17 protein-coding genes and 1 pseudogene are annotated in these 21,011 nt (G+C 62.5%); 8 read left to right on the top strand and 10 right to left on the bottom strand.

Features of this window, described 5'->3' with window-relative positions; translation table 11 throughout:
* The first annotated feature begins 155 nt into the window (after window positions 1-155).
* Both aceA and BLR92_RS00895 read left to right on the top strand, forming a co-directional pair.
* Complete coding sequence (gene aceA / locus BLR92_RS00900) at window positions 156-1,469, top strand: isocitrate lyase (RefSeq protein WP_089724614.1); 1,314 nt, start codon at window positions 156-158, stop codon at window positions 1,467-1,469.
* A 160-nt stretch (window positions 1,470-1,629) separates the two neighbouring features.
* Window positions 1,630-2,097 (top strand): outer membrane lipoprotein, encoded by a 468-nt coding sequence (locus BLR92_RS00895; RefSeq protein WP_089725916.1) that lies wholly within the window; start codon window positions 1,630-1,632, stop codon window positions 2,095-2,097.
* An 89-nt stretch (window positions 2,098-2,186) separates the two neighbouring features.
* Here the strand turns inward: BLR92_RS00895 and BLR92_RS00890 are convergent, their stop codons facing one another.
* Entirely contained in the window at window positions 2,187-2,474 is a 288-nt protein-coding gene (locus BLR92_RS00890) for a hypothetical protein (RefSeq protein ID WP_089724612.1), read from the bottom strand.
* A gap of 208 nt (window positions 2,475-2,682) precedes the next feature.
* On the opposite strand from BLR92_RS00890, the gene BLR92_RS00885 reads away from it, so the two are divergent.
* Window positions 2,683-3,441: a sulfite exporter TauE/SafE family protein gene (locus tag BLR92_RS00885; protein WP_089724610.1), complete on the top strand. Its 759-nt coding sequence runs from the start codon at window positions 2,683-2,685 to the stop codon at window positions 3,439-3,441.
* Between the two features lie 127 nt (window positions 3,442-3,568).
* Window positions 3,569-4,051 (top strand): FKBP-type peptidyl-prolyl cis-trans isomerase, encoded by a 483-nt coding sequence (locus BLR92_RS00880; RefSeq protein WP_089724608.1) that lies wholly within the window; start codon window positions 3,569-3,571, stop codon window positions 4,049-4,051.
* Between the two features lie 99 nt (window positions 4,052-4,150).
* Here BLR92_RS00880 and BLR92_RS00875 read toward each other — a convergent pair whose 3' ends face one another.
* From BLR92_RS00875 to BLR92_RS00865, 3 genes are read right to left on the bottom strand one after another with little or no spacing between them, the layout of a single operon-like run.
* Complete coding sequence (locus BLR92_RS00875; protein WP_089724606.1) at window positions 4,151-4,819, bottom strand: DUF3047 domain-containing protein; 669 nt, start codon at window positions 4,817-4,819, stop codon at window positions 4,151-4,153.
* Window positions 4,816-5,454 (bottom strand): CDP-alcohol phosphatidyltransferase family protein, encoded by a 639-nt coding sequence (locus tag BLR92_RS00870; protein WP_089724603.1) that lies wholly within the window; start codon window positions 5,452-5,454, stop codon window positions 4,816-4,818. The genes BLR92_RS00875 and BLR92_RS00870 overlap by 4 nt, the downstream gene beginning before the upstream one ends.
* 50 nt (window positions 5,455-5,504) lie before the next feature.
* Window positions 5,505-7,673 (bottom strand): FAD-dependent oxidoreductase, encoded by a 2,169-nt coding sequence (locus BLR92_RS00865; RefSeq protein ID WP_089724601.1) that lies wholly within the window; start codon window positions 7,671-7,673, stop codon window positions 5,505-5,507.
* A 145-nt stretch (window positions 7,674-7,818) separates the two neighbouring features.
* On the opposite strand from BLR92_RS00865, the gene msrA reads away from it, so the two are divergent.
* Window positions 7,819-8,433 (top strand): peptide-methionine (S)-S-oxide reductase MsrA, encoded by a 615-nt coding sequence (msrA, locus tag BLR92_RS00860; RefSeq protein WP_089725914.1) that lies wholly within the window; start codon window positions 7,819-7,821, stop codon window positions 8,431-8,433.
* Window positions 8,434-8,442: 9 nt separating this feature from the next.
* On the opposite strand, the gene BLR92_RS00855 is transcribed toward msrA, so the two are convergent.
* From BLR92_RS00855 to BLR92_RS00835, 4 genes and pseudogenes are all read right to left on the bottom strand, one after another.
* Window positions 8,443-9,639, bottom strand: coding sequence for an MFS transporter (locus BLR92_RS00855; RefSeq protein ID WP_089724598.1), 1,197 nt, complete (start codon window positions 9,637-9,639; stop codon window positions 8,443-8,445).
* Between the two features lie 14 nt (window positions 9,640-9,653).
* Window positions 9,654-10,256 (bottom strand): C40 family peptidase, encoded by a 603-nt coding sequence (locus BLR92_RS00850; RefSeq protein WP_089724597.1) that lies wholly within the window; start codon window positions 10,254-10,256, stop codon window positions 9,654-9,656.
* A 233-nt stretch (window positions 10,257-10,489) separates the two neighbouring features.
* Window positions 10,490-12,004 (bottom strand): annotated as a pseudogene (locus BLR92_RS19855) (Wzy polymerase domain-containing protein).
* A gap of 368 nt (window positions 12,005-12,372) precedes the next feature.
* The gene (locus BLR92_RS00835; RefSeq protein ID WP_089724589.1) at window positions 12,373-14,838 is read right to left on the bottom strand and encodes a DUF1266 domain-containing protein; all 2,466 of its coding nucleotides are present in this window, start codon (window positions 14,836-14,838) and stop codon (window positions 12,373-12,375) included.
* Between the two features lie 256 nt (window positions 14,839-15,094).
* Here BLR92_RS00835 and BLR92_RS00830 point away from each other — a divergent pair, with 256 nt between their 5' ends.
* Both BLR92_RS00830 and gabT read left to right on the top strand, forming a co-directional pair.
* On the top strand, window positions 15,095-16,543 hold the full coding sequence (locus tag BLR92_RS00830; protein WP_089724587.1) for an NAD-dependent succinate-semialdehyde dehydrogenase: 1,449 nt from the start codon (window positions 15,095-15,097) through the stop codon (window positions 16,541-16,543).
* 196 nt (window positions 16,544-16,739) lie between these two features.
* Window positions 16,740-18,038: a 4-aminobutyrate--2-oxoglutarate transaminase gene (gene gabT / locus BLR92_RS00825; RefSeq protein ID WP_089724586.1), complete on the top strand. Its 1,299-nt coding sequence runs from the start codon at window positions 16,740-16,742 to the stop codon at window positions 18,036-18,038.
* A gap of 153 nt (window positions 18,039-18,191) precedes the next feature.
* On the opposite strand, the gene BLR92_RS00820 is transcribed toward gabT, so the two are convergent.
* Window positions 18,192-18,434 (bottom strand): GlsB/YeaQ/YmgE family stress response membrane protein, encoded by a 243-nt coding sequence (locus tag BLR92_RS00820; protein WP_089724583.1) that lies wholly within the window; start codon window positions 18,432-18,434, stop codon window positions 18,192-18,194.
* A 55-nt stretch (window positions 18,435-18,489) separates the two neighbouring features.
* Window positions 18,490-19,038, bottom strand: a complete 549-nt coding sequence (locus BLR92_RS00815; protein WP_089724581.1) for a DUF924 family protein — start codon at window positions 19,036-19,038, stop codon at window positions 18,490-18,492.
* A 243-nt stretch (window positions 19,039-19,281) separates the two neighbouring features.
* On the opposite strand from BLR92_RS00815, the gene BLR92_RS00810 reads away from it, so the two are divergent.
* Entirely contained in the window at window positions 19,282-20,829 is a 1,548-nt protein-coding gene (locus tag BLR92_RS00810) for an alkaline phosphatase D family protein (RefSeq protein WP_089725912.1), read from the top strand.
* Window positions 20,830-21,011 lie beyond the last annotated feature (182 nt).

The following is a 21,011-nucleotide window of genomic DNA, read 5'->3' as shown; positions in this document are numbered from 1 at the left end:
TACTACACAGCCAATGGTAAACGCGTGTTTTATGCGGTGCGAACAGCCACCCGTCGGCGACGCACCCGAACAAGGCTTCAATGATTTTGCAGTGCAATACATGGGTATCGTCTTTTTTTACGCACGATATCGTCCACCGGCAGAGAGGCTTGACCATGACTCAGACACGCGAACAGCAGATCGCCGCCCTCGAGAAGGATTGGGCAGAAAACCCACGCTGGAAAGGCGTGACTCGCACCTACTCCGCCGAAGACGTGGTACGCCTGCGGGGCAGCATCCAGGAACAGCGGACCATCGCCCGTCGCGGCGCCGAAAAACTCTGGAAGCTGGTCAACGGCGACGCCCGGAAAGGCTACGTCAATTGCCTCGGCGCGCTGACCGGTGGCCAGGCCATGCAGCAGGTCAAGGCCGGCATCGAAGCGATCTACCTGTCGGGCTGGCAGGTCGCCGCCGACAACAACGCCGGTTTCAACATGTATCCCGATCAGTCGCTCTATCCGGCCAACTCCGTGCCCACCGTGGTCAACCGCATCAACAACACCTTCAAGCGCGCCGACCAGGTTCAATGGCAGAAAGGCGCCAACCCCGGTGATGCCGACTTCGTCGATTACTTCGCGCCGATCGTCGCCGATGCCGAGGCCGGCTTCGGTGGCGTACTCAACGCCTACGAGCTGATGAGCGCGATGATCGAAGCCGGTGCCGCCGGCGTACATTTCGAGGATCAGCTCGCTTCGGTCAAGAAGTGCGGTCACATGGGCGGCAAGGTGCTGGTGCCGACCCAGGAAGCCGTGCAGAAACTAATCGCCGCGCGTCTCGCCGCCGATGTCGCCGATGTGCCGACACTGGTCATCGCGCGCACCGATGCCAACGCCGCCGACCTGTTGACCTCCGACGTCGACGACTACGACAAGCCGTTCGTCACTGGCGAGCGCACCGCCGAAGGCTTCTATCGGGTCAAGGCCGGTCTCGATCAGGCCATCGCCCGTGGCCTGGCCTACGCCCCGTTTGCCGATCTGATCTGGTGCGAGACCGCCACGCCGGATCTGGATGAAGCCCGCCGTTTCGCCGAGGCCATTCACAAGGAGTACCCCGATCAGCTGCTGGCTTACAACTGCTCGCCGTCATTCAACTGGAAGAAAAACCTCGACGACGCGACCATCGCCAGGTTCCAGCAGGAACTAGCCGACATGGGCTACAAGTACCAGTTCATCACCCTCGCCGGCATTCACAACATGTGGTACCACATGTTCGATCTGGCTCATGAGTACGCTCAGGGCGAAGGCATGAAGCACTACGTCGATAAGGTTCAGCAGCCCGAGTTCGAAGCTGCCGAGCGTGGCTACACCTTCGTTGCCCACCAGCAGGAGGTCGGCACCGGCTACTTCGACGACATGACCAACGTCATCCAGGGTGGCGTATCCTCGGTCACCGCACTGACCGGCTCCACCGAAGAAGCCCAGTTCTCATAAGGCATGGAAGTCCCCGGGGAGGCTCCCCACCTCCCCCTCATTTACCGATATTCAGCGTGGCACCGATTCGAAATGTCTTGGTCAAAGCTTTACAATGGCGCTAGACTCATCATTATAGAACAGTGTTTCTTAACAACTCGCCTGGAGATTCGGTATGAAACTGAAGCGCTATCTTTCTATCGCGGCCATAGGCCTGCTATCTCTCGGTGGCTGCGCCAACAGCGATTTGTACTCTGGGGACGTCTACCGGGGTAGTCAGGCCAAGACCGGCCAGAGCGTCAATTACGGCACGATCGTCGCCCTACGTCCCGTGCAGATTCAGGCCGACGCCGACAACAGCAGCCCACTCGGTGGGATCGGCGGCGCCGTTATCGGTGGCTTGCTGGGCAATCAGATCGGTGGTGGCTCGGGGCGGGTGCTCGCTACCGCGGCCGGCGCCATCGGCGGTAGCGTCGCCGGCAGCAAAATCGAAGGCGCCGCCAATAAGGTCGACGCCGTGGAAATGGAAATCCGCCGCGATGCCGGCGACACCGTGATCGTGGTCCAGAAAGCCGACCGCGACTGGCAGATCGGCCAGCGCGTGCGTCTGATCGGCAGCGGCGCCAGCTTGAGCGTGGCGCCTTACTGACCACACGGTACTGCCAAAAGGCACTTGCCAAATAAGCAAAAATCCCCGCGAGCCTGCTCGCGGGGATTTTTTTGGTCATGCTGAAATACTTAACGGCGCGTCTTTGCCTTGCTCATACCCCAGCCCACCACTTTCTTCAACACCCAGACAATCAGCGCGATGATCAGCAACGTCAGCAGCATCGACACCGGGTTGACGATCAGGGTCGCGCCCAGCACCGCCATTGCCAGGCACCATACCCAGCGATCGTCACCTTCACTTCTGAGCGCAGCGGGAACCTTACGATCGAAGAAGCGGCCCAGCGCACCCTCCCAGCTCTTCAGCGAGAAAAACAGGATCACGGCGAAAACAACCAGCCAGATCAGGGTCACGGTCATGTAATTGCTCCTGAAAGATCGGTGATGCTATCGATAACTTCGCTACACACTAGCCATACCCGACGCATGAGCGCCCAAGGCATTCATCCGTTAGAATCGGCATTCGCACCCGCCGATGCACGCGCCATCTTCATCAGGGTAGCGCGCTCTGTCGGCAGAGTACCCCCGCCCCGAAAGACGCGCAACCGCCGCACCAACGAGGACGATCATGATCTGGCTGGACGCCCTTTCCCCGCTTCCCACTGCGGTCAACCTCGGCCTGATCGGCTTGTCGATGCTGACCTCGGGGCTCTCCGCCGCCGCGGGAATCGGCGGCGGTACGTTACTGATTGCGACCATGGCCCAGGTAATGCCAGCCGCCGCGCTGATCCCGGTACATGGCATGGTGCAGCTAGGCTCGAACCTGGGACGCGCCAGCATGACTTGGCGACACATCGATTGGCCGCGCATCGCGGCCTTCGCTCCGGGTGCATTGATCGGCGCGCTGTTCGCCGCCTGGCTGCTGATTCGCCTGCCCTCTGGCATTCTCGAATTGACCATCGCTGCCTTCGTGCTGCTGATGTGCTGGGGGCCGTCACTGCCCAGCCGTTCACTGGGGCGCGTGGGTACGCTACTAGCCGGCGCGATCACTACACTGCTATCGAGCCTGGTCGGTGCCAGCGGCCCGCTGGTGGCGGTATTTCTCAAGCAGATCAGCAATGAACGCCTGGTACGGGTAGCGACCTTTTCCACCGCGATGAGTCTGCAGCATTTAAGCAAGGCCTTCGTATTCGGCATGGCGGGGTTCGTGTTCCGCGACTGGTTGGGCTTGATGGCGATGATGATCACCGCCGGCGTGGTCGGCACCTGGCTGGGATTGCGCTTGCTCAGACGGTTAACCGACACGCGCTTCGATGTGCTGCTCAAGTGGGTATTGACGCTGTTGGCCCTGCGTTTGTTATGGTTGGCTGCTGGAGAATTGATCTGAAACGCCGCAATCTTGAACCACCATCATGCGCACGGCGTGGCGTATGAAAAATTCCCTTGCGCCCCTGACAGTCCCGAAATGACGCGTTACCATGACAGGGACATGCACTCGAAAGGTCCAACTTAACATGCAGATTGCGCAAAATTCCGTTGTCGCGTTCCACTACACCCTGACCAACGATGAAGGTGAGGTGCTGGACAGCTCGGAAGGTCGCGAGCCACTGACCTATCTCCATGGCGCGGGCAATATCATCCCCGGCCTGGAGAAAGAGCTGGAAGGTCGTGAGAATGGCGAAAAGCTGCAGGTCGCCGTCAGCCCCGAGGAAGGCTATGGCGAAACCCAGCCGTCGCTGGTTCAGGAAGTGCCGCGCGAATCGTTCCAGGGCGTCGAGAGCATCGAGCCGGGCATGCAGTTTCAGGCCCAGACTCAGGGTGGCCCTCTGATGGTTACCGTGACCAAGGTCGAGGGTGACACCGTCGTCGTGGATGGCAATCATCCGCTGGCCGGCCAGAAGCTGAACTTCGACGTCGAAATCGCCGAAGTGCGCGAAGCGACCCCGGAAGAAGCCGAGCACGGCCACGTGCATGGCGAAGGCGGTCATCAGCACTGATTCAGCGTAGCCATACGAAACGCTCGAAGCAGCATCGAAAGGAAAAGGGGTGGCTATGCCGCTCCTTTTTTCGTTTCCGGGTCTTCTCTAGATACGTAGCTACTCTCCGGGACAATCCGGCGACTCGGATGATGACGAGAAACGCAACCCGCTGAACCAGGCCGTCGCATCGCCGCCGGCATTATCGCCATCGCTCATTAGCGCCACGCCGGTCAACTCATCGGGTTGGCTACCGAACAGCATGGCGAAGTCCTTGCGCACGTCGCGCACCTCGGCGACCCACTGCCCCGCATAGGCATCACCGCTTTGCAGCGCCAGCAGCTGGGCGCGATCAGTGAAGGCATTCACCCATTGGTTGCCAACCGGTCGGTTGCTCGACCACACATAATTCACGGCCTCGACTTGCCAGGGAAGTATCCCCGTCTTGTCGACCACATAGACTCGCGCCGGGTAGTCGTCGCCAGCTTTGGTCGTCTCATCGAGCCCGGCATAAACGCCCGAAACCTTCCAGCACCAACTCAGATACGGTGTTTCAGCCAAGTCGATTTCGCGCTCCAGATACTTGGCCGAAGCCTGGCCAGCGGCGCGCGCCTGCAAGACCTGCTGCCCCGTCTGAGTGACCAGCGAATAACGCGTCTCGCCTTCGAACGAGCGAGTCGGCCAGGCGGCGATCTGCGTCGCCGTGAAAGTGATCGGTTCAGACATGGCAAACGATGACATGGCCAGTAGAAGCGCAGCCGTCGGCCATCGCAGGCTATTTGATGTCATGTTCGCTCCTGTCGAATCGCTTCGTGGGATTTCAATGTTCGATAGCCGCCCCACAGGCGGGTCGTCGTGGTGATCAGGCAGGCAGCGGCGAAGATCGATGCCAGCGTCGCGAAGTGCTCCGGCCATAGGCAGAACGCCACGAAGGCCAGAATCGTCTCGGTACCTTCGGTCAGCCCATCGAGATAGAAAAACGCCTTGTGGGTGAAATGCGGGCGCTCTAGCCGATGCTTGGCAGCCATGATCGCGAAAGCCAGAAACGAGCTTCCAGTACCCACGAAGGCGAACAGCAATACCGCCGCCGCGAGCGCATTGGCAGCCGGGTCGGCTAGCGCGAAGCCGACCACGACGGCGGCATAGAAGACGAAATCCAGGCCGATGTCGAGAAAACCGCCCGCATCGCTGCTGGTGCCGGTATGCCGCGCCAAGGCACCGTCTACTCCATCAGCCAGGCGATTGAGCGCAATCGTCAGTAACGCGAAAGAGTAAGCTTCGAATGCCAGCAGCATCGGCGCCAGCATGCCAATCGCGAAGCCGACCACGGTGACCTGGCTGGGTGTGATTCGCCGCCGCGCCAAGCCCACCGCCAGGCGTTGAAGCGGTGACTGCACCCATTGCGATGTCCAGCGATCGAGCATGGCGACTTCCTGTTTCAATGACCTTTCGCGTACTCCGTCAGGCTCATGTCTCAGTTGCGCCCACGGCGTCGCCAGGCGAAGTAACGTTCGAGCCAGCCCAGTACACGTTCGGGCTTGTGAGCGTTTTTCCACACGCCGGCGCTGGCCTTTACCGCCTCCGAAAAGGTCGGGTACGGATGAATCGTTCCGAGCAGTTTATTGAGGCCAATGCCACGCGTCATCGCCAGGGTGAATTCGGCGAGCAGTTCGCCGGCATGATGACCGACGATGCTGACACCCAGGATACGATCCTTGCCCGGCACGGTCAGCACCTTGATGAAACCCTCGGTCTCGCCCTCGGCGATCGCACGATCCAGCTCGGCGAAATCGTAGCGGGTCGTCTCGAAAGCGATGCCCTGCGCCTTGGCTTCGCGTTCGTTGAGCCCGACCCGTGCCACCTCCGGCTGGGTGAAAGTTACCGCCGGCAGGTTGCGATAATCGACCGAGAAGCGTTTGATCTCGCCAAACAGGGCATTGACGGTGGCATGCCAGGCCTGGTGCGCGCTGGCATGGGTCAGTTGATAAGGCCCGGCGACATCGCCGCAGGCCCAGATGTTGGGGTGCAGGCTACGCAGCGTGCCATCCACGTCCAGCGTGCCGCGCTCATCGATGCCGATCCCCAGCGCCTCGAGGCCCAGCCCCGTCACGTTGGCCTCGCGCCCCGTGGCCACCAGCAGGCGGTCGAAGGCCACACGCTCGGTACCACCGCCAGGCCGATCGGTCGACTCGATCACCAGCACCTTGGCATTATCGCCATGGCTGGGACCCGACTCGATGCGCAGCGCCGTCGTTGCCAGATGCAGTGCGACACCCTCTTGGCGTAACTGTCGTTCCAGTGCCGCGGCGATATCGGCATCCTCACGAGGCAATAGCTGGGCGCCACGCTGCACCAGCGTTACCCGGCTACCCAGCCGGGCGAACGCCTGGCCCAGCTCGCAGCCGATCGGCCCACCGCCCAGAATCACCAACCGTTCGGGCAGCGATTCGAGACGCCATAGATTCTCCGAGGTCAGCACATCGAGCGTATCGAGACCCGGCAGCTCGGGAATCCTCGGGCGCGCTCCGCTGGCGATGATCACATGGCGCGTATTCAGCACGCGCTCGCCGACCCGCACTTCCCAGGGCGTCTGCAGATAGGCCTCGCCCGCGATCACCTCGACGCCCAGCGAGGCATAGCGCTCGCGGCTGTCATGCGGCGCAACCTCGTCGATCGCTCGCTGTACATGACGCATGACCCGAGTGAAGTCGATGCGTGGTTCGCCGGCATCGATACCGTAACGCGCGCCCTCGCGCACCGTCTGGGCAATCCGCGACGCACGGATCAAGGCCTTGGAAGGCACGCAGCCGGTATTCAGGCAGTCGCCACCCATGCGATCGCGCTCGATCAGAGCCACCCGCGACTTGAGCGCCGCGGCGATATAGCTCGCCACCAAACCCGCCGAGCCGGCGCCAATCACCACGATGTCGTAATCGAAGCCGCGCGGCCTGGCGAAACGCCGTGCCACCCTGCGACGCTTTACGATGTCGATCAGCCAGCGGGCTAGCAATGGGAACAGCCCAATCAGCACGAAAGAAATGATCAATTCCGGTGAAAGGATACCGCCAAGGCTCTGCAATTCGCCCAATTCCTGCCCGGCATTCACGTAGACCAGCGTGGCGGGCAACATGCCCAACTGGCTGACCCAGTAAAAGGTCCGCGCCCGCATGCGGGTCAGCCCCATCACCAGGTTGATGACGAAGAACGGAAAGATCGGCACCAGGCGCAGGGTGAACAGGTAAAAGGCCCCTTCACGCTCGATGCCGCGATTGATGCCCGCCAACTGGCGGGCAAAACGGCGCTCCAACGACTCCTGAGCGAGCAGGCGTGCGATCAGAAAAGCCAGCGTCGCGCCGATGGCGCTGGCGAAAGAGACGATCAGCACCCCCCAGCCCAACCCGAACAACGCCCCGGCAAGCAGCGTCATCAATGCTGCACCGGGTAGCGACAGCGCCGCCATGGCTACGTAGGCGGTGAAAAAACCGCCGGCCACCAGCCAGGGCTCGGCATCGAACCAGGCCTGAAAGCGCGCCTGTTGCATCTTGATATTTTCGAGCGTCAGCGCTTCATAAGCGCCACTGGCGAAGAACACGGCAATCGCGATGGCAACCACCGCTAATAACATCAGGCGCTTGCGACTCACGTATGGCACTCCTTGGCGATTGGGGCGGCGCGGTTTCGCCGTTTGGCATTTCGACCATCATAACGGGTTGCCCCTCGTCCAATGGAACCTGGCAATGCATTGCGCCTCCAACACACAGACCCTCATCGATCCGGGAGATTTACCCATGCGTGCTTGCCTACCATTGCTGGCGCTGTCCTTAGCGACCCTTTCGCCTGCCGTTCTTGCCCAGAACGACGCCCAGCAACCTGCTAAAGCCACGTTCGCCGGCGGCTGTTTCTGGTGCGTTGAACAAGCCTATGACGAGATTGACGGGGTGCTATCCACCACCTCGGGTTATACCGGTGGCGAGCAGGACAACCCAACCTATCAGCAGGTTTCCAGCGGCGATACCCAACACATCGAGTCGGTGCGCGTCGAGTACGATCCCGACAAGGTCGATTACGCCACCCTACTCGAGGCGTTCTGGCACAACATCGACCCCTTCGCCGAGAACCGCCAGTTCTGTGACGCGGGCGCCCAATATCGCAGTGCCATTTTCTATCATAACGAACGGCAAAAGCGCCTGGCCGGAGAAACCAGGGCCGAACTGGAACAGCGCTTCGACCGCGAGATCGCCACACAGATCATCCCCGCCGAGCGCTTCTGGGACGCCGAGGAATACCATCAGAATTACTATGAGAAGAACCCGATACGCTACCGTTTCTACAAGGCCGGCTGTGGTCGCACCGATCGCCTGGAAGAAATCTGGGGTGAACAGGCGGGCTTGCCCGGCAAATAGCCGGTCGCACTAGCGGATCGAGATGAGGTCGACGCGCTCCCGCCACCATAACCAGGCGGCGATCGCCATGGTCATGGCCAGCACCAGCCATGAAGCCGCTATGACTCCGAACCAGCCGGCGGCCTGCCAGAAGGGCTCGAGGTAGAACCCGCCGAGGCTGGCGCCCGAATAATAGAACACCAGGTAGAGTGCCGAGGCGCTGCCGCGAGCGCGCAGCGCCTGACGACCCACCCAACTCGAGGCCGTCGAGTGGGCGAGGAAGAAACCAAAGGCAGCAATCGTCAGCCCGAGCAGGATCATCGCCAATGAAGCGGCCATCGTCACCAGGCTGCCCGCCATCAGAATCGCGATGCCCAGCATCATGCACACCGGCTGGGAAAGACGCTGCGCGACGCGCCCGGACAACGCCGAGCCCAGCGTGCCACCCAGGTAAGTGAAGAAGATCATCCCCAGCCACTGGGTCGACAACGCGTAAGGCGCATCGCTGAGTCGAAACGTGATGTAACTGTACTGGTTGATGAAGATAAAGAAATTGAGCCCGCCGATCAGATAGGCACCCAACAGCAGCGGATTGCGTAGATGCCCGCCCAGCGAGGCCAAGGCCACACCGAGGCGCAGCGGTGATGGCTTGAAACATCGCGCCGGCGGCAGCAGCCGCCAGAATACCGCCAGGCAGATCAGGCTGAGCAGCCCCACGCTCAGGAAACTCGCCTGCCAGCCGCCGTACTCTCCGGCGATGCCGCCGAGTACGCGACCGCCGATGCCGCCCAGCGTGTTGGCACTGATGTAGAATCCTACCGCCAGCATCAATGCCGGCTTGTCGAACTCATCGCCCATCCAGGCAATCGCCACGGCCGGCAACCCACCCAGCACCAGGCCCTGTAGGCTGCGCAGCAGCAATAGGCTGGTGAAATCGGCGACGAATGGCAGTATCAGCGAACACAGCGTGGCGAGTAGCAAGGTTATGCGCATGATCGCACCGCGACCGATGGCATCGGACAGCGGGCCATAGATCAGCAACGAAACCGCCAGGGTCAGCGTCGAGGCACCCATCGCCAACGAGGCCGTCAAGGTCGACACGTCGAAGTCCTGGCGCAGCGCCGGTAACAGCGGCTGCACGGCATACAGGTTGACGAACACGGTAAACGAGCCCAGACACAACGCCAGGGTCGCACGCCACCAGTCACGGCTATAGGCTTCGATCATGAGGCAGTGCCTCTTCAGCCCTCATTGGCCTGTATAACGCGCTGTGCAAGCTCGGTGCGCGCCAGCGGCCGACGGGCCTGCCAGTAATAGCGATTCCAGTAGACGTTATCCAGACGCGAGAGGATCACGCCCTGGGATGATGAGGCATGTAGAAAGCGGCCCTCGCCGACATACACGCCGACATGCCGATAGGGCCCTGGCGGGCGAAAGAACACCAGATCGCCGGGGTTCAGTTCATCGCGCGCGATGCGTTGGCCCTCCAATACCTGGTCACCGGTGGTACGCGGCAGCTCCACCGCGAACGCCTCGTCGAAGACCTGCTGGACCAGTGCCGAACAATCGATGCCACGCTGGCTTTCACCGCCCAGCACGTAGGGCGTGCCCACCCAGCGCTTATGCTCGTCGAGCAGTGCCTGGCGGACCAGTTCCGGCGAGGCTTGCCGGAAACCACGCAACTGCTCGGCCAACTGATTGACCGGTGACAAACGGTACGCACCATGGGCAGACGAACCAAGCGCCCCCTTCATGTGGGCATCGGCGGGTGGTGTTCGGGGCGCCCCCGCACAGCCGCTCAACACGCCGGCCAATAACAGACACACGGCAGTAACACGAAGCATCCAGCGACCTCGTTCGCTCCATCGAACCGACCCCACCGATGCCTGCGCGGTGAAATGTCGCTGTGGGAGTGATGCCCGAAGTACCACTCCCAAAGCGGCCTGTCATCGGCCCATTAACCATGGTAAGCAGGCACGCGAAGCGGTGCCCGCACATATGAAGATTCGATGATAGAGCAAACGCCGTCGCCTGTCATTGCCACACCACTCCAGCGGCCCTGGAATGCCTGGCACATCTATGGCTTAGGAGCGATAGCCGCCGAGCCAAGCCCGCTGTCGTGACCGGAGATGCCTGCCGCCTCCGAGCGGGAAGCCTCCAGCGCAAAAGTCGCCGGCGCGGCAGCACTGGCGTTCAGCCGCTTGCCGGCGGCGACGATCGTCGCGTCACCGGGATATAGATGCTCGGCCCGAGCCAGCATCGCCTCGGCCTGTGCCTTATCGCCCAGGACTCGCCATGCTTCGATCATGTTGGCGTATAACGCCGGTGTCGGATAATGGCGCGCCGTGCGCTCGGCCCACGCCAGGTAATCGCGCACCTGGTCCATCATGCCCAGTCCGGCGCCGGCATCGAGCTGTTGGGTCATCAGCATGAAATCCAGCGTCTCGGGAATCCCCAGCGGATTGATCACCCGCGCCAAGCGCTGAACTTCCTTGCCGCCGCTCTGCAAATAGGCGCTGACCTGCCACAGGCTGTACAGATGCGTGATCATGAACAGCCACACGAGAGGCACGCCCAGTCAGGCACCAACACGAATACCGAAGGTATAGCGGTTGGCGCGCTCGGTCGTCGGCCAGCAACGGCTAGCCAATAGTCCCAGCAGCAGCACGAAGGCCAACCAGTGAGCGAGCGAATGGTAGAACGGGTATTCGGTCATGGCATGCAGCGCCAGTGGCGCCAATAGCGCCATCAGCATCAGCCGCTCGCCATGCGGGCCATGGCGCCACAGCCGCCAGGCGATCCATAGCACCGCGCCGAGCAGCGCCGCCATCGGCAATACCCCACCCTCGACGCCCCACAACAGCAATTCGTTATGCGGATGGTCGAAGCTACCCGAAATCGCCGTGCCGATACCGGGATGAGCCGCGCGCCAATCGGCGAAGCTTTGGATGAAGGCGTACTGGAAATCACCATAGCCCCAGCCGACGAGTGGCGCTTCGAGGATCATGCGCAGCGCATGCATATAGACATGGGTGCGCGCGCCGGTATTACCCAACGCCGCGCTGGAGCGCACCAGCCCCTCGGTAGCGAACCACAGTGCCACGGCGATAACGCAACCAGCCAGTAACGCCAGCAGCCAGGCACGGGCAACGCGCCGGTCGCGCCCCCACAGGTGGGCTACCGACAATACGATGACCACCAGGCTCGCCAGCCACCCGATGCGCGATACCAGTACCAGCAGCATCGCCGGCATGGCCAGTGGCGCCAACAATGCCAGGCTACGCAGCCAATGCTTTTGCGCCTCGCCGAGCAGCCACGCCGAGATCGCAAGCCCGGTGGCTAGAAACGACGCCAGCACGTTGGACTGCTGAAAGATCCCCCAGGGGCGACCGTAATCGGGGCTGAAACCTACCCAATTACCGGGTTCGAGCAGCGTGTACTGGACCCAGGCGAAGGCGGTTTCCAACAAGGTGCCAAGATAGATCGTGCATAACAACGCCACCCAATGGCGACGCTCCAGGGCAAGCTGCTCGAGCCCCAACAGCAATAGCGCCCCGGCGGTCAGCCCGAGCAAGCGCGGCACCGCGCTCATGGCGGTCGCATCCCACGACCAGGCCAGCGGCAACCAGAGCAACGCCACCACCAGCCACAGCCCGCGCTGAAAACCGCTGACGCGGATACGCCCGCGCGTCGCCGGCCACAGCGCCAGCGCAATCATCAGCGCCATACCCATCCACAGCGCCGCATTGAACGGCAGGCGCAAGCCGTGTCCGCCCATGTTGGGGAAACTCACGTGCAGCGCCACGCTGAACGTCGCCAGCGCAGTCAACAGGAACGCTACGGTCAGCCGGCGACCGACAAGGGACTTGCAAGGAGTCATACGGGTTCCTGCGTGGAACTCCGGTCGCCGGCAAGCCAGCGACCATCCAATGAGTTGTTATTAGATTAACGGTTTGCGGCTCAATGCAGCGTCCTGGCGTCACCGGGCAGCGTATCGATGTGCAGCGGCGCCCAGTGCCGCGGGCTCGCTCCGGGAAAATCCAGGCTCGCCCAGGCCCCCGCGAGTGGCGGTGCGCCACTCAGCCAGGCCACCAGTCCTTCGCGAAAGCTCACCAGAAACGCCTCACGCTCCTCGGTTTCGCCCATGAAAAAAGCGTAACCGGCATACAGCCCCCGGGCGTAATCGCGCCAGTTGCCATAGTGGCTCTGAGCCTGGCTTTGCGCGGCATCGAGTATCGCGCCAAATGCCGGGGCTTCTAGCCAGCCCAGGCTGCGCCCGGCAATCGCCAGATCCACCACCTGGGCGAGATCCCAGGCGGTCAAGTCGACGTCGTTGCAGCCGGCATCGTTGTCGCGCACGCGCCGCAAACGCAGCAAATGATTGCGTTCCTCCTCGCCGCAATCGTCGGATTCGAGAATCGCGATCTCCTCCTCCAGCCGGGCTCGGTTGAGGGTATAGGGCGCGTAGTTGATCTGGTATTCCTGACGATCGCCGACCTCGAGCAGAAAATCGAGGAAATCGCGCAGGTCGGCACCGCTGTGCAGCCCATACTGATTGTCGAGCCACTGATGCAGCGCTTCGCGTTCGATACTGCCTTCGCGCTGCGGCTCGCCCCACATGCCGGCATTCAAGGGACCGGTCAGGGCCAGCGCGGTGAAGCGGCTAAGCGTCGGGCGCGGCCCCGGCTCCCGCCACTGGGCCTGATGCCAGTCGAGCCAATGGAAGAGGCTGCCCGGATCATCGCGATGCCAGCGGATCTCATGAACCAAGGTGTCGTCAGGCATCTCGGGCAAAGCGGTTTCCCAGGCCACCCAGGCATCGAGCAGGCGCCGAGGGTCGGAATAGAAACGGCACAGCGCGCCACGCAGCGACTCGCCCAGGCCAGCCAGGCCGGTACCATCGAAGTCGCCGCTATCGCCGGCCATCAGCAGGTAAAAGGCATACTTTTCGGCCATATGAATGGTCGCAGCATGGCGCACGCAGTTCTTCAATCCATCGCGCAGACGCACGGCCTCGGCCGGCGGGCGTCCAAAGGGCGTTTCCAGCGATGGCAACGAGCCGTGCGCGGCATCGGCGGCCAGCTGATTGAGATGATGAGCCAAGGCCGGTAGCCAGTAGCGCGCCAGCCCCTCGACGCCTTCGTCGGAAAACAGCCCCAGGCTCTCGGCCAGATAACGCCGCGCGTCCTGGCGTCGGGTTTCGTCCACGGCCATACCGATGCCCTGCCGATAGAGCAGTTCCGGCTCGCGTATCGATGCCAGTGCCAGCACCCAATGACGAGGATCGTTGCGCCAGGCGCGAATCGCCGCTCGCGAGGTCTCGCGGCGTGCGTCGTCGAGCAATTCATGCAACGGCACTCGCCACGGGCTGATCGGCGAGTGCAACAATAGCGACCAGTCGCTGACCTGATCGCGCGATTGATGGCTACCTTCGAACAGGCTGCAGCCACGCTGGTAGGCCTGGGCCAGCGCCGCCCAATCGCTGTAGCGTCGCGCCAGCAGATCCGCCGCATGCGCCGTGAAGGTCTCGGCCTCGGCCGCCTCCAACCAGCCCAGCGCCAGACCGGCGTAAGCCAGATCGACTAGCCGCAGCCAATCCCAGGCGGCCCATTCCAACGGCTCGCCACGCTCGATGAAAGCCAGCAACACCCGCCCGTAGCGACGTTGCTCACGCTGATCGCCGAGCCCCGTCAGCCATGCCTGACGCGCCGGACCATCCTGATCGAGCAACCGCGAGGCATCCACATCCCAACCGTAGCGATGGCCCTGGCTTGCCAGCCACAGCAGCACCCGTATCAGTTCCTCGCGACCGCGAATCTGCCATACGTCATCCAACCAGGCAGCGGCATCCGGCCAGTCCAGCAAGTGACTGGCCGGTAGCGTCAACACCGGCGCGAAGGCCGCGCGCAGGCGCCACAGCCGGCAATCGTCGCCGGTCGGCCACAATGGCATGTCGCGCCGCGTCGTCAGGTATTCGCCCAACAGCTCCCAGGTCATCCCGTCGCCGTCGTGCTCGAGTTTGGCCAACACCTCGCTGGCAAGGGCGAACGCTTCGTCGCCGTGCGTCCAGCCCTCTTCCCGACGCGCCTCACGCAGCGCCTTCAGCCAGTCGTCGAGCGTGACATGCTGCGCCTGGATGGCGCCAGCCAGACGCTGAACCCAGGCCTGGCCTTGTGTCGGCTCGAGCCAGCCCGCCGCCACGGCCAGCGCCAGCAGCTCCAACGCGGCAAGCCGACGCCCTGGATCCGGCGCTTCAGGCGGGAAGGTTTCGAGCAGCCGCCAACCCAACTCTCCACGATCGGTCACGCCCAGCCGGGCCAGGCTCTCAGCGGCGAGCGCCGGCTCAACGGCGGTTGGATCGGGTTCGAAAGCCCAGCCGCACAGCACCAATTGCTGCGCCCACCAGGCATAAAGCGGATCGACCAAGGCACACCTCTGACTCTTTGCTACCGACATGAACGGAAACGGGCGAGACAGTGTAGCGGAAAGCATCGAGTTCGCCGATGCCTCAATCGTCGCTGACGATCGGCTCCACGGCCGCTTATCGAGACGTACCAATGAAAAGCTTGGCGATTTGTTTTAAATAATGCACACTTCGTTCAACATGATGGCCGCTCAAGATGGAAACTCGCCTCGTGTCGAATGCTATCGCCTTGATGCTGCTCTATTGCGGAGACCACCCATGCCCCAGCGACTGCCCGATCTGTTGATTCCCAAGGCCTATATTGGCGGCGAATGGCGCGACGCCGAGCGTCGTTTCGCCGTCACCAACCCCGCCAACGGCGAGACGCTCGCCGAGGTCCCCGACCTCGATGGTGACGATGCCCGCGACGCCATCGCCGCCGCCGAGGCCGCCTGGCCTGCCTGGCGCAAACGCGCGGCCAAGGATCGCGCCGCCCTGCTGCGCGCCTGGTTCGAGGCCATCGTCGCCCATCGTGACGCCTTGGCGCGGTTGATGACTCTCGAACAGGGCAAGCCACTGGCCGAATCGCTCGGCGAGGTGAACTATGGCGCTTCTTTCGTCGAGTACTACGCCGAAGAGGCCAAGCGCATGGCCGGCGAGACCCTGCCCAGCCATGGCGTCGACAAGCGCATCCTGGTGTTCCGCGAGCCGATCGGCGTGGTCGCGGCCATCACGCCGTGGAACTTCCCGCTGGCGATGATTACCCGCAAGTGCGCGCCGGCGCTGGCCGCTGGCTGCCCGGTGGTGATCAAACCCGCCGAAGCCACGCCATTGACCGCGCTGGCGCTGGCCCGCTTGGCACACGATGCCGGACTGCCCGCCGGCGTGCTCAATGTGGTCACCGCCGCGCAACCGGCGGCCATCGGCGAGGTGCTGACCAGCGACCCGCGCGTGCGCAAGGTGTCGTTTACCGGCTCGACCGCGGTGGGCAAGAAACTGCTGGCGCAGTGCGCCGGCACGGTCAAGAAGGCCGCCATGGAGCTGGGTGGCAACGCGCCGTTCATCGTTTTTGACGATGCCGACCTCGATGCCGCCGTGGAGGGTGCGATCGCATCCAAGTTCCGCAACTCCGGCCAGACCTGCGTATGCACGAATCGCTTGCTAGTTCAGGCCGGAGTGTACGACGCTTTCATAGACAAGCTTGCCAAGCGCGTCAGCGAGTTGAAGGTTGGCGATGGCCTGGAAGAAGGCGTGGTGCAGGGGCCGCTGATCAACGCGGGTGCCGTTGACAAGGTGCAGTCACATATCCGCGATGCGCTCGACAAGGGCGCGCGATTGATCTGCGGTGGCGAGCCGCATGCGCTGGGCGGCACGTTCTTCCAGCCGACGCTGATCGCCGATGTCAGCGACGCTATGCATGTGGCTCGGGAAGAAACCTTCGGCCCATTGGCGCCGGTGTTCCGCTTCGAGCGTGACGAGGACGCCATCGCCATGGCCAACGCCACCGAGTTCGGCCTGGCGGCGTATTTCTACGCCCGGGACTACCGGCGTATATGGCATGTCATGGAGGGTCTCGAGTACGGCATGGTCGCCGTCAATGAAGGCATTCTCTCCACCGAACTGGCGCCGTTCGGGGGCGTCAAGGAATCGGGGTTGGGTCGCGAAGGCTCGCGCCACGGTCTCGACGATTTCACTGAACTAAAGTACGTGTGTGTCGGCGGTCTTTGAAGGAATCGCTGAATAAATCGACGAACGGAATGAAGCGGGCGCCGCTGCGTGGCAAGGCGCACGGAACACAGAAGACGAGACATAACATATGGTTAGGTGAGTCTTCGAGTACCGCGTAACGCAGCAATTCGTCCGTGCAGGCATTTATACAGTGGTTCCTAAAGGACCCCATCAGTCTGACCAAGGAGGCTCTAGCATGAACAACGCACAGCTCAACGAACTCAAGCAACGCTACGTCGCCAATGGCGCCGCCAGCCCCGCCACTCAGTTTGCCGACCGGGCCGAGAACGCCGAGGTCTGGGATGCCGATGGCAAGCGCTTCATCGATTTCGCCGGTGGCATCGGCGTGCTGAATATCGGCCACCGTCATCCCAAGGTGGTCGAGGCGGTCAAGGCCCAGCTCGACAAGGTGATGCATACCTGTCAGACGGTGATGCCCTACGAGGGTTATGTGAGAGTCGCGGAGAAGCTCAGCCAGATCGTCCCCGTGCGCGGCCATGCCAAGGTCATGCTCGCCAACTCCGGGGCCGAGGCGTTGGAAAACGCGGTCAAGGTCGCCCGCGCCGCGACCGGCAAGACCAACGTGATCTGTTTCGATGGCGGCTATCATGGCCGCACCTTCATGACCATGGCCATGAACGGCAAGGTCAATCCGTACCAGACCGATTTCGGCCCCATGCCGGGCACGGTATTCCGCGCGCCCTACCCGGTGCCCTATCACGGCGTCAGCGAGGATGAAGCCCTGCGTGGCCTGAAGATGGCGCTGAGAACCGATGCCAACCCCAAGGACACCGCGGCGATCATTCTCGAGCCGGTACTCGGCGAAGGCGGCTTCTACGCCGCATCGCCGAGCTTCCTGAAGGCCATTCGCGAGATCTGCGATGAGCACGGCATCCTGATGATCGTCGATGAAGTACAAAGCGGCTTCGGACGCACCGGCAAGATGTTCGCCATCGAGCACAGCGGCGTCGAGCCGGATATCATGACCATGGCCAAGAGCATGGCGGACGGCATGCCGATCTCGGCCGTAGTCGGCACCGACAAGACCATGGATGCTTCCGGCGCCAACTCGCTGGGCGGCACCTACACGGGCAGCCCGGTCTCCTGCGCGGCGACACTGGCGGTGCTCGAGGTATTCGAGGAAGAGAAAATCCTCGAGAAGAGTCAGGCGCTGGGCGACAAGCTGGCCAAGCGCTTCGCCACATGGCAGCAGCAGTTCGAGTGCATCGACAACGCCCGCAACATGGGTGCCATGGCCGCTTTCGAGCTGGTTTCCGACAAGGCCAACCACACGCCGAATGCCGACCTCGCCGGCGCCTTGTGCAAAAAGGCCCGCGAAAACGGCCTGATTCTGCTCTCCTGCGGCATGTACGCGAATACCATTCGCTTCTTGATGCCGGTCACCATCGAAGACGACGTGCTGGAAGAAGGCTTGGGCATTATCGAGAACCTGCTAACGGAGCTGGTCGGAAGCAAGAGCACCGCCAGCGCCTGAACGCACCTGTAGCATGAGATGATGCGTCGCTAGAAATTCGGCCCGCTGGCGCTAATGCCAGCGGGCCGAATTGCACCTGCACTTATCGATAACCGGTATCAGGCCGCATCATGCTGGCCCTGCCGTCGAGAAGGACTCAGCCCGTGCGAGCCATCAGGATTTACGCAGCTTGCCGACCCCCCAAAGCAATACCACAGCGCCAATGGTGGCCGTCACCAACGAGCCGATGAATCCGCTCGACGAGAGTCCCAGCAGGCTGAAAAGAAACCCGCCGATCAATGCGCCGACGATACCCACGGCGATATTCCCAAGAATGCCGAAACCGCCGCCACGCATGATGTTGCCGGCGATCCAGCCTGCCAGGCCGCCGATGATCAGCCATAGAATGAATCCCATCGTTACACTCCTTTGCCATGTCGATAGTGACTCGCCCAGCTTGCCATAGTGGTACTCAGAAAGACGAGCCGGGCTCCTTGAGAAAAGCCAGCTCTTCGCTGCTGGAGGTGCGCCCGAGCAGCGTATTGCGATGCGGGTAGCGCCCGAAGCGGGCAATGATCGCGTGATGACGGCGCTCGAACTCGAGGTTGTTCTCTAGCCCCGGCTGGTCGAACAATCTAAGCGCCTCGTCGTGAACCAGTAGCGATTCACTGTGCATATACGGCATGTAAAGAAATGGCTTGTGCTGCACGGCCAAGTGCCCGTCGGCACCCGAGGCTACTGCCTCCTGGGCCAAGGCCAGCGCCTGCGGGTCCTGCGCGAAAGCACCCGTCCGGCCACGATGAATGTTGCGCGAGAACTGGTCGAGCACCAGAATTTCAGCCAAGCGGCCCTGTGGCGAGCGTCGCCAGGCCCATAACTCGCCGGCGATCGCCTGCTCGAGCAACGAGCCAAAGCGCTGTTTGATGAGATCGTCCAGTTCCTCGCTCTTCTCGAACCACTGGCGCGACGCCAGGGTCTCGAACCAGAAGTGAATTACCGCTTGCGCGGGGGTCTCGGTCATCGTCTCTCCTGCCTGGTAATCACAACTACTTTGGTACCCTGAGATTAGCCGATCCCCCGGCGACCACCACTGCCTTTTCCTCGAATCCTGCCTAGGATGACACTGTCATCGCCGGGTCATCGAAGCCTCATCCAATCGTCAGCGAGTTGTCATGTCCGTCGCGCATGCTGATTCGCCAATGATCCGGCTCAGTTGCCGCCCATGGGCATGAGCCACGAACATGACATGCAAGAGGAGAATGGCATGAGCCTGTCCCGCCGTCGTTTCCTGTCGCAAAGTATCCGTGCCGGCTCCCTGCTCGGTGCTGCCGGCCTGGTCGGCGCGCCAGCCATCGTGATGGCCGAGTCGCGTCGCCCGGCCATGCCCTACGGCGTGATGAGCGGCGACATGCTGCCCGGCCGTGCCATGCTGTGGAGCCGCTGCGACCGGCCCGCGCACTTGCTGCTGGAGCTGGCCGACAATGCCGAGTTTCGCAACGCCCGCAAGCTCGAGGGCCCAACCGCCCTGCCGGCAAGCGATTTCACCACCAAACTCGATATCACCGGCCTCGATGGCGTCGATACCTTGCATTACCGCCTGCGTTTCGCCGCGCTGGGCGAGCGTGACGCACTCAGCGAGCCGACGACCGGCCATCTGCGCCTGGCACCCCGGCAGTCGCGCGATGTGCGCTTCGTGTGGTCCGGCGATACCGTGGGCCAGGGCTGGGGCATCAATCCCGATCTTGGTGGCATGCGTCTTTACGAGACCATGCGCCAGGTGCAACCGGACTTCTTTATTCACTCCGGCGACACCATCTACGCCGATGGCCCGCTCGAGGAGCGCGTCGAGCTCGACAACGGCGAGATCTGGCGCAATCTCGTCACCCCTGCCAAGACCAAGGTGGCCGAAACATTGGACGAATATCGCGGCCAGTTCGCCTACAACCTGCTCGATGACAACCTGCGGCGCTTCAATGCCGAAGTACCGATGCTGGCGCAGTGGGACGACCACGAGACACTCAACAACTGGTACCCGGGTGAAATCGTCGACGACCCGCGCTACACCGAAACCAACGCCTCGCTACTCAACGCCCGCGCCCGTCGCGCCTTCATGGAGTACATGCCGGTGCGCCAATGGCCGGATTCACCCGAACGCCTGTATCGGCGTTTCCCCTACGGTCCTGACCTTGAAATCTTCCGCCTCGACATGCGCTCGCACCGTGGCGCCAACTCGGCGAACCGCCAGGCACAGGGCGCGCCCATTCTCGGTGAAGATCAGATCAGTTGGCTGCTTGCCGGTCTGCGTGACTCGACGGCGACCTGGAAGGTCGTCGCCGCCGACATGCCGATCGGCCTGGTAGTCAAGGATGACGAGCGCTTCGAAGCGGTCGCCAACGCCGACCCCGGCAAGCCGCTCGGGCGCGAACAGGAATTCGCCAGGCTGCTCGGCGGGCTACACGATGCCGGAGTAAGCAACGTCGTATGGCTGACCGCCGACGTGCACTACACCGCGGCGCATCACTACGCGCCCGAGCGTGCCACCTTTCAGGATTTCACGGCGTTCTGGGAGTTCGTCAGTGGACCGATCCATGCCGGCACCTTCGGCCCCGGCGAACTCGATGACACCTTCGGCCCCGAGGTGGCATTCCAGAAAGCGCCACCCACCGGACAATCCAACCTGCCGCCGTCACGGGGCTATCAGTTCTTCGGCCAGGTCGATCTCGATGGCGAATCGCGCGAACTGACCGTGACGCTCAAGGACGTTGCCGGCGACGCGCTGTTCAGTCGGACACTGGCTCCTCGGCGCAGCTAATTCATCGGCGGTTCGGCAAGTCCGTCCATCAAACCGACATTGCAAAACCTATGTCCGACAAATGGCTAATGGAAGAATCGATTCAGGCTTCTATACTCTCGACAGCCGTGAGTCGCAGCGGAGCCTGCAAGCACGGGCGCTAACCGGTTGGCGCCCGTGTATGCCCATGCCATAAAAGGACA

Origin of the sequence: Modicisalibacter muralis (assembly GCF_900102945.1) — a bacterium.
In the GTDB taxonomy this organism is placed as follows: domain Bacteria; phylum Pseudomonadota; class Gammaproteobacteria; order Pseudomonadales; family Halomonadaceae; genus Modicisalibacter; species Modicisalibacter muralis.
This window is presented reverse-complemented; position numbering and strand designations above follow the sequence as displayed.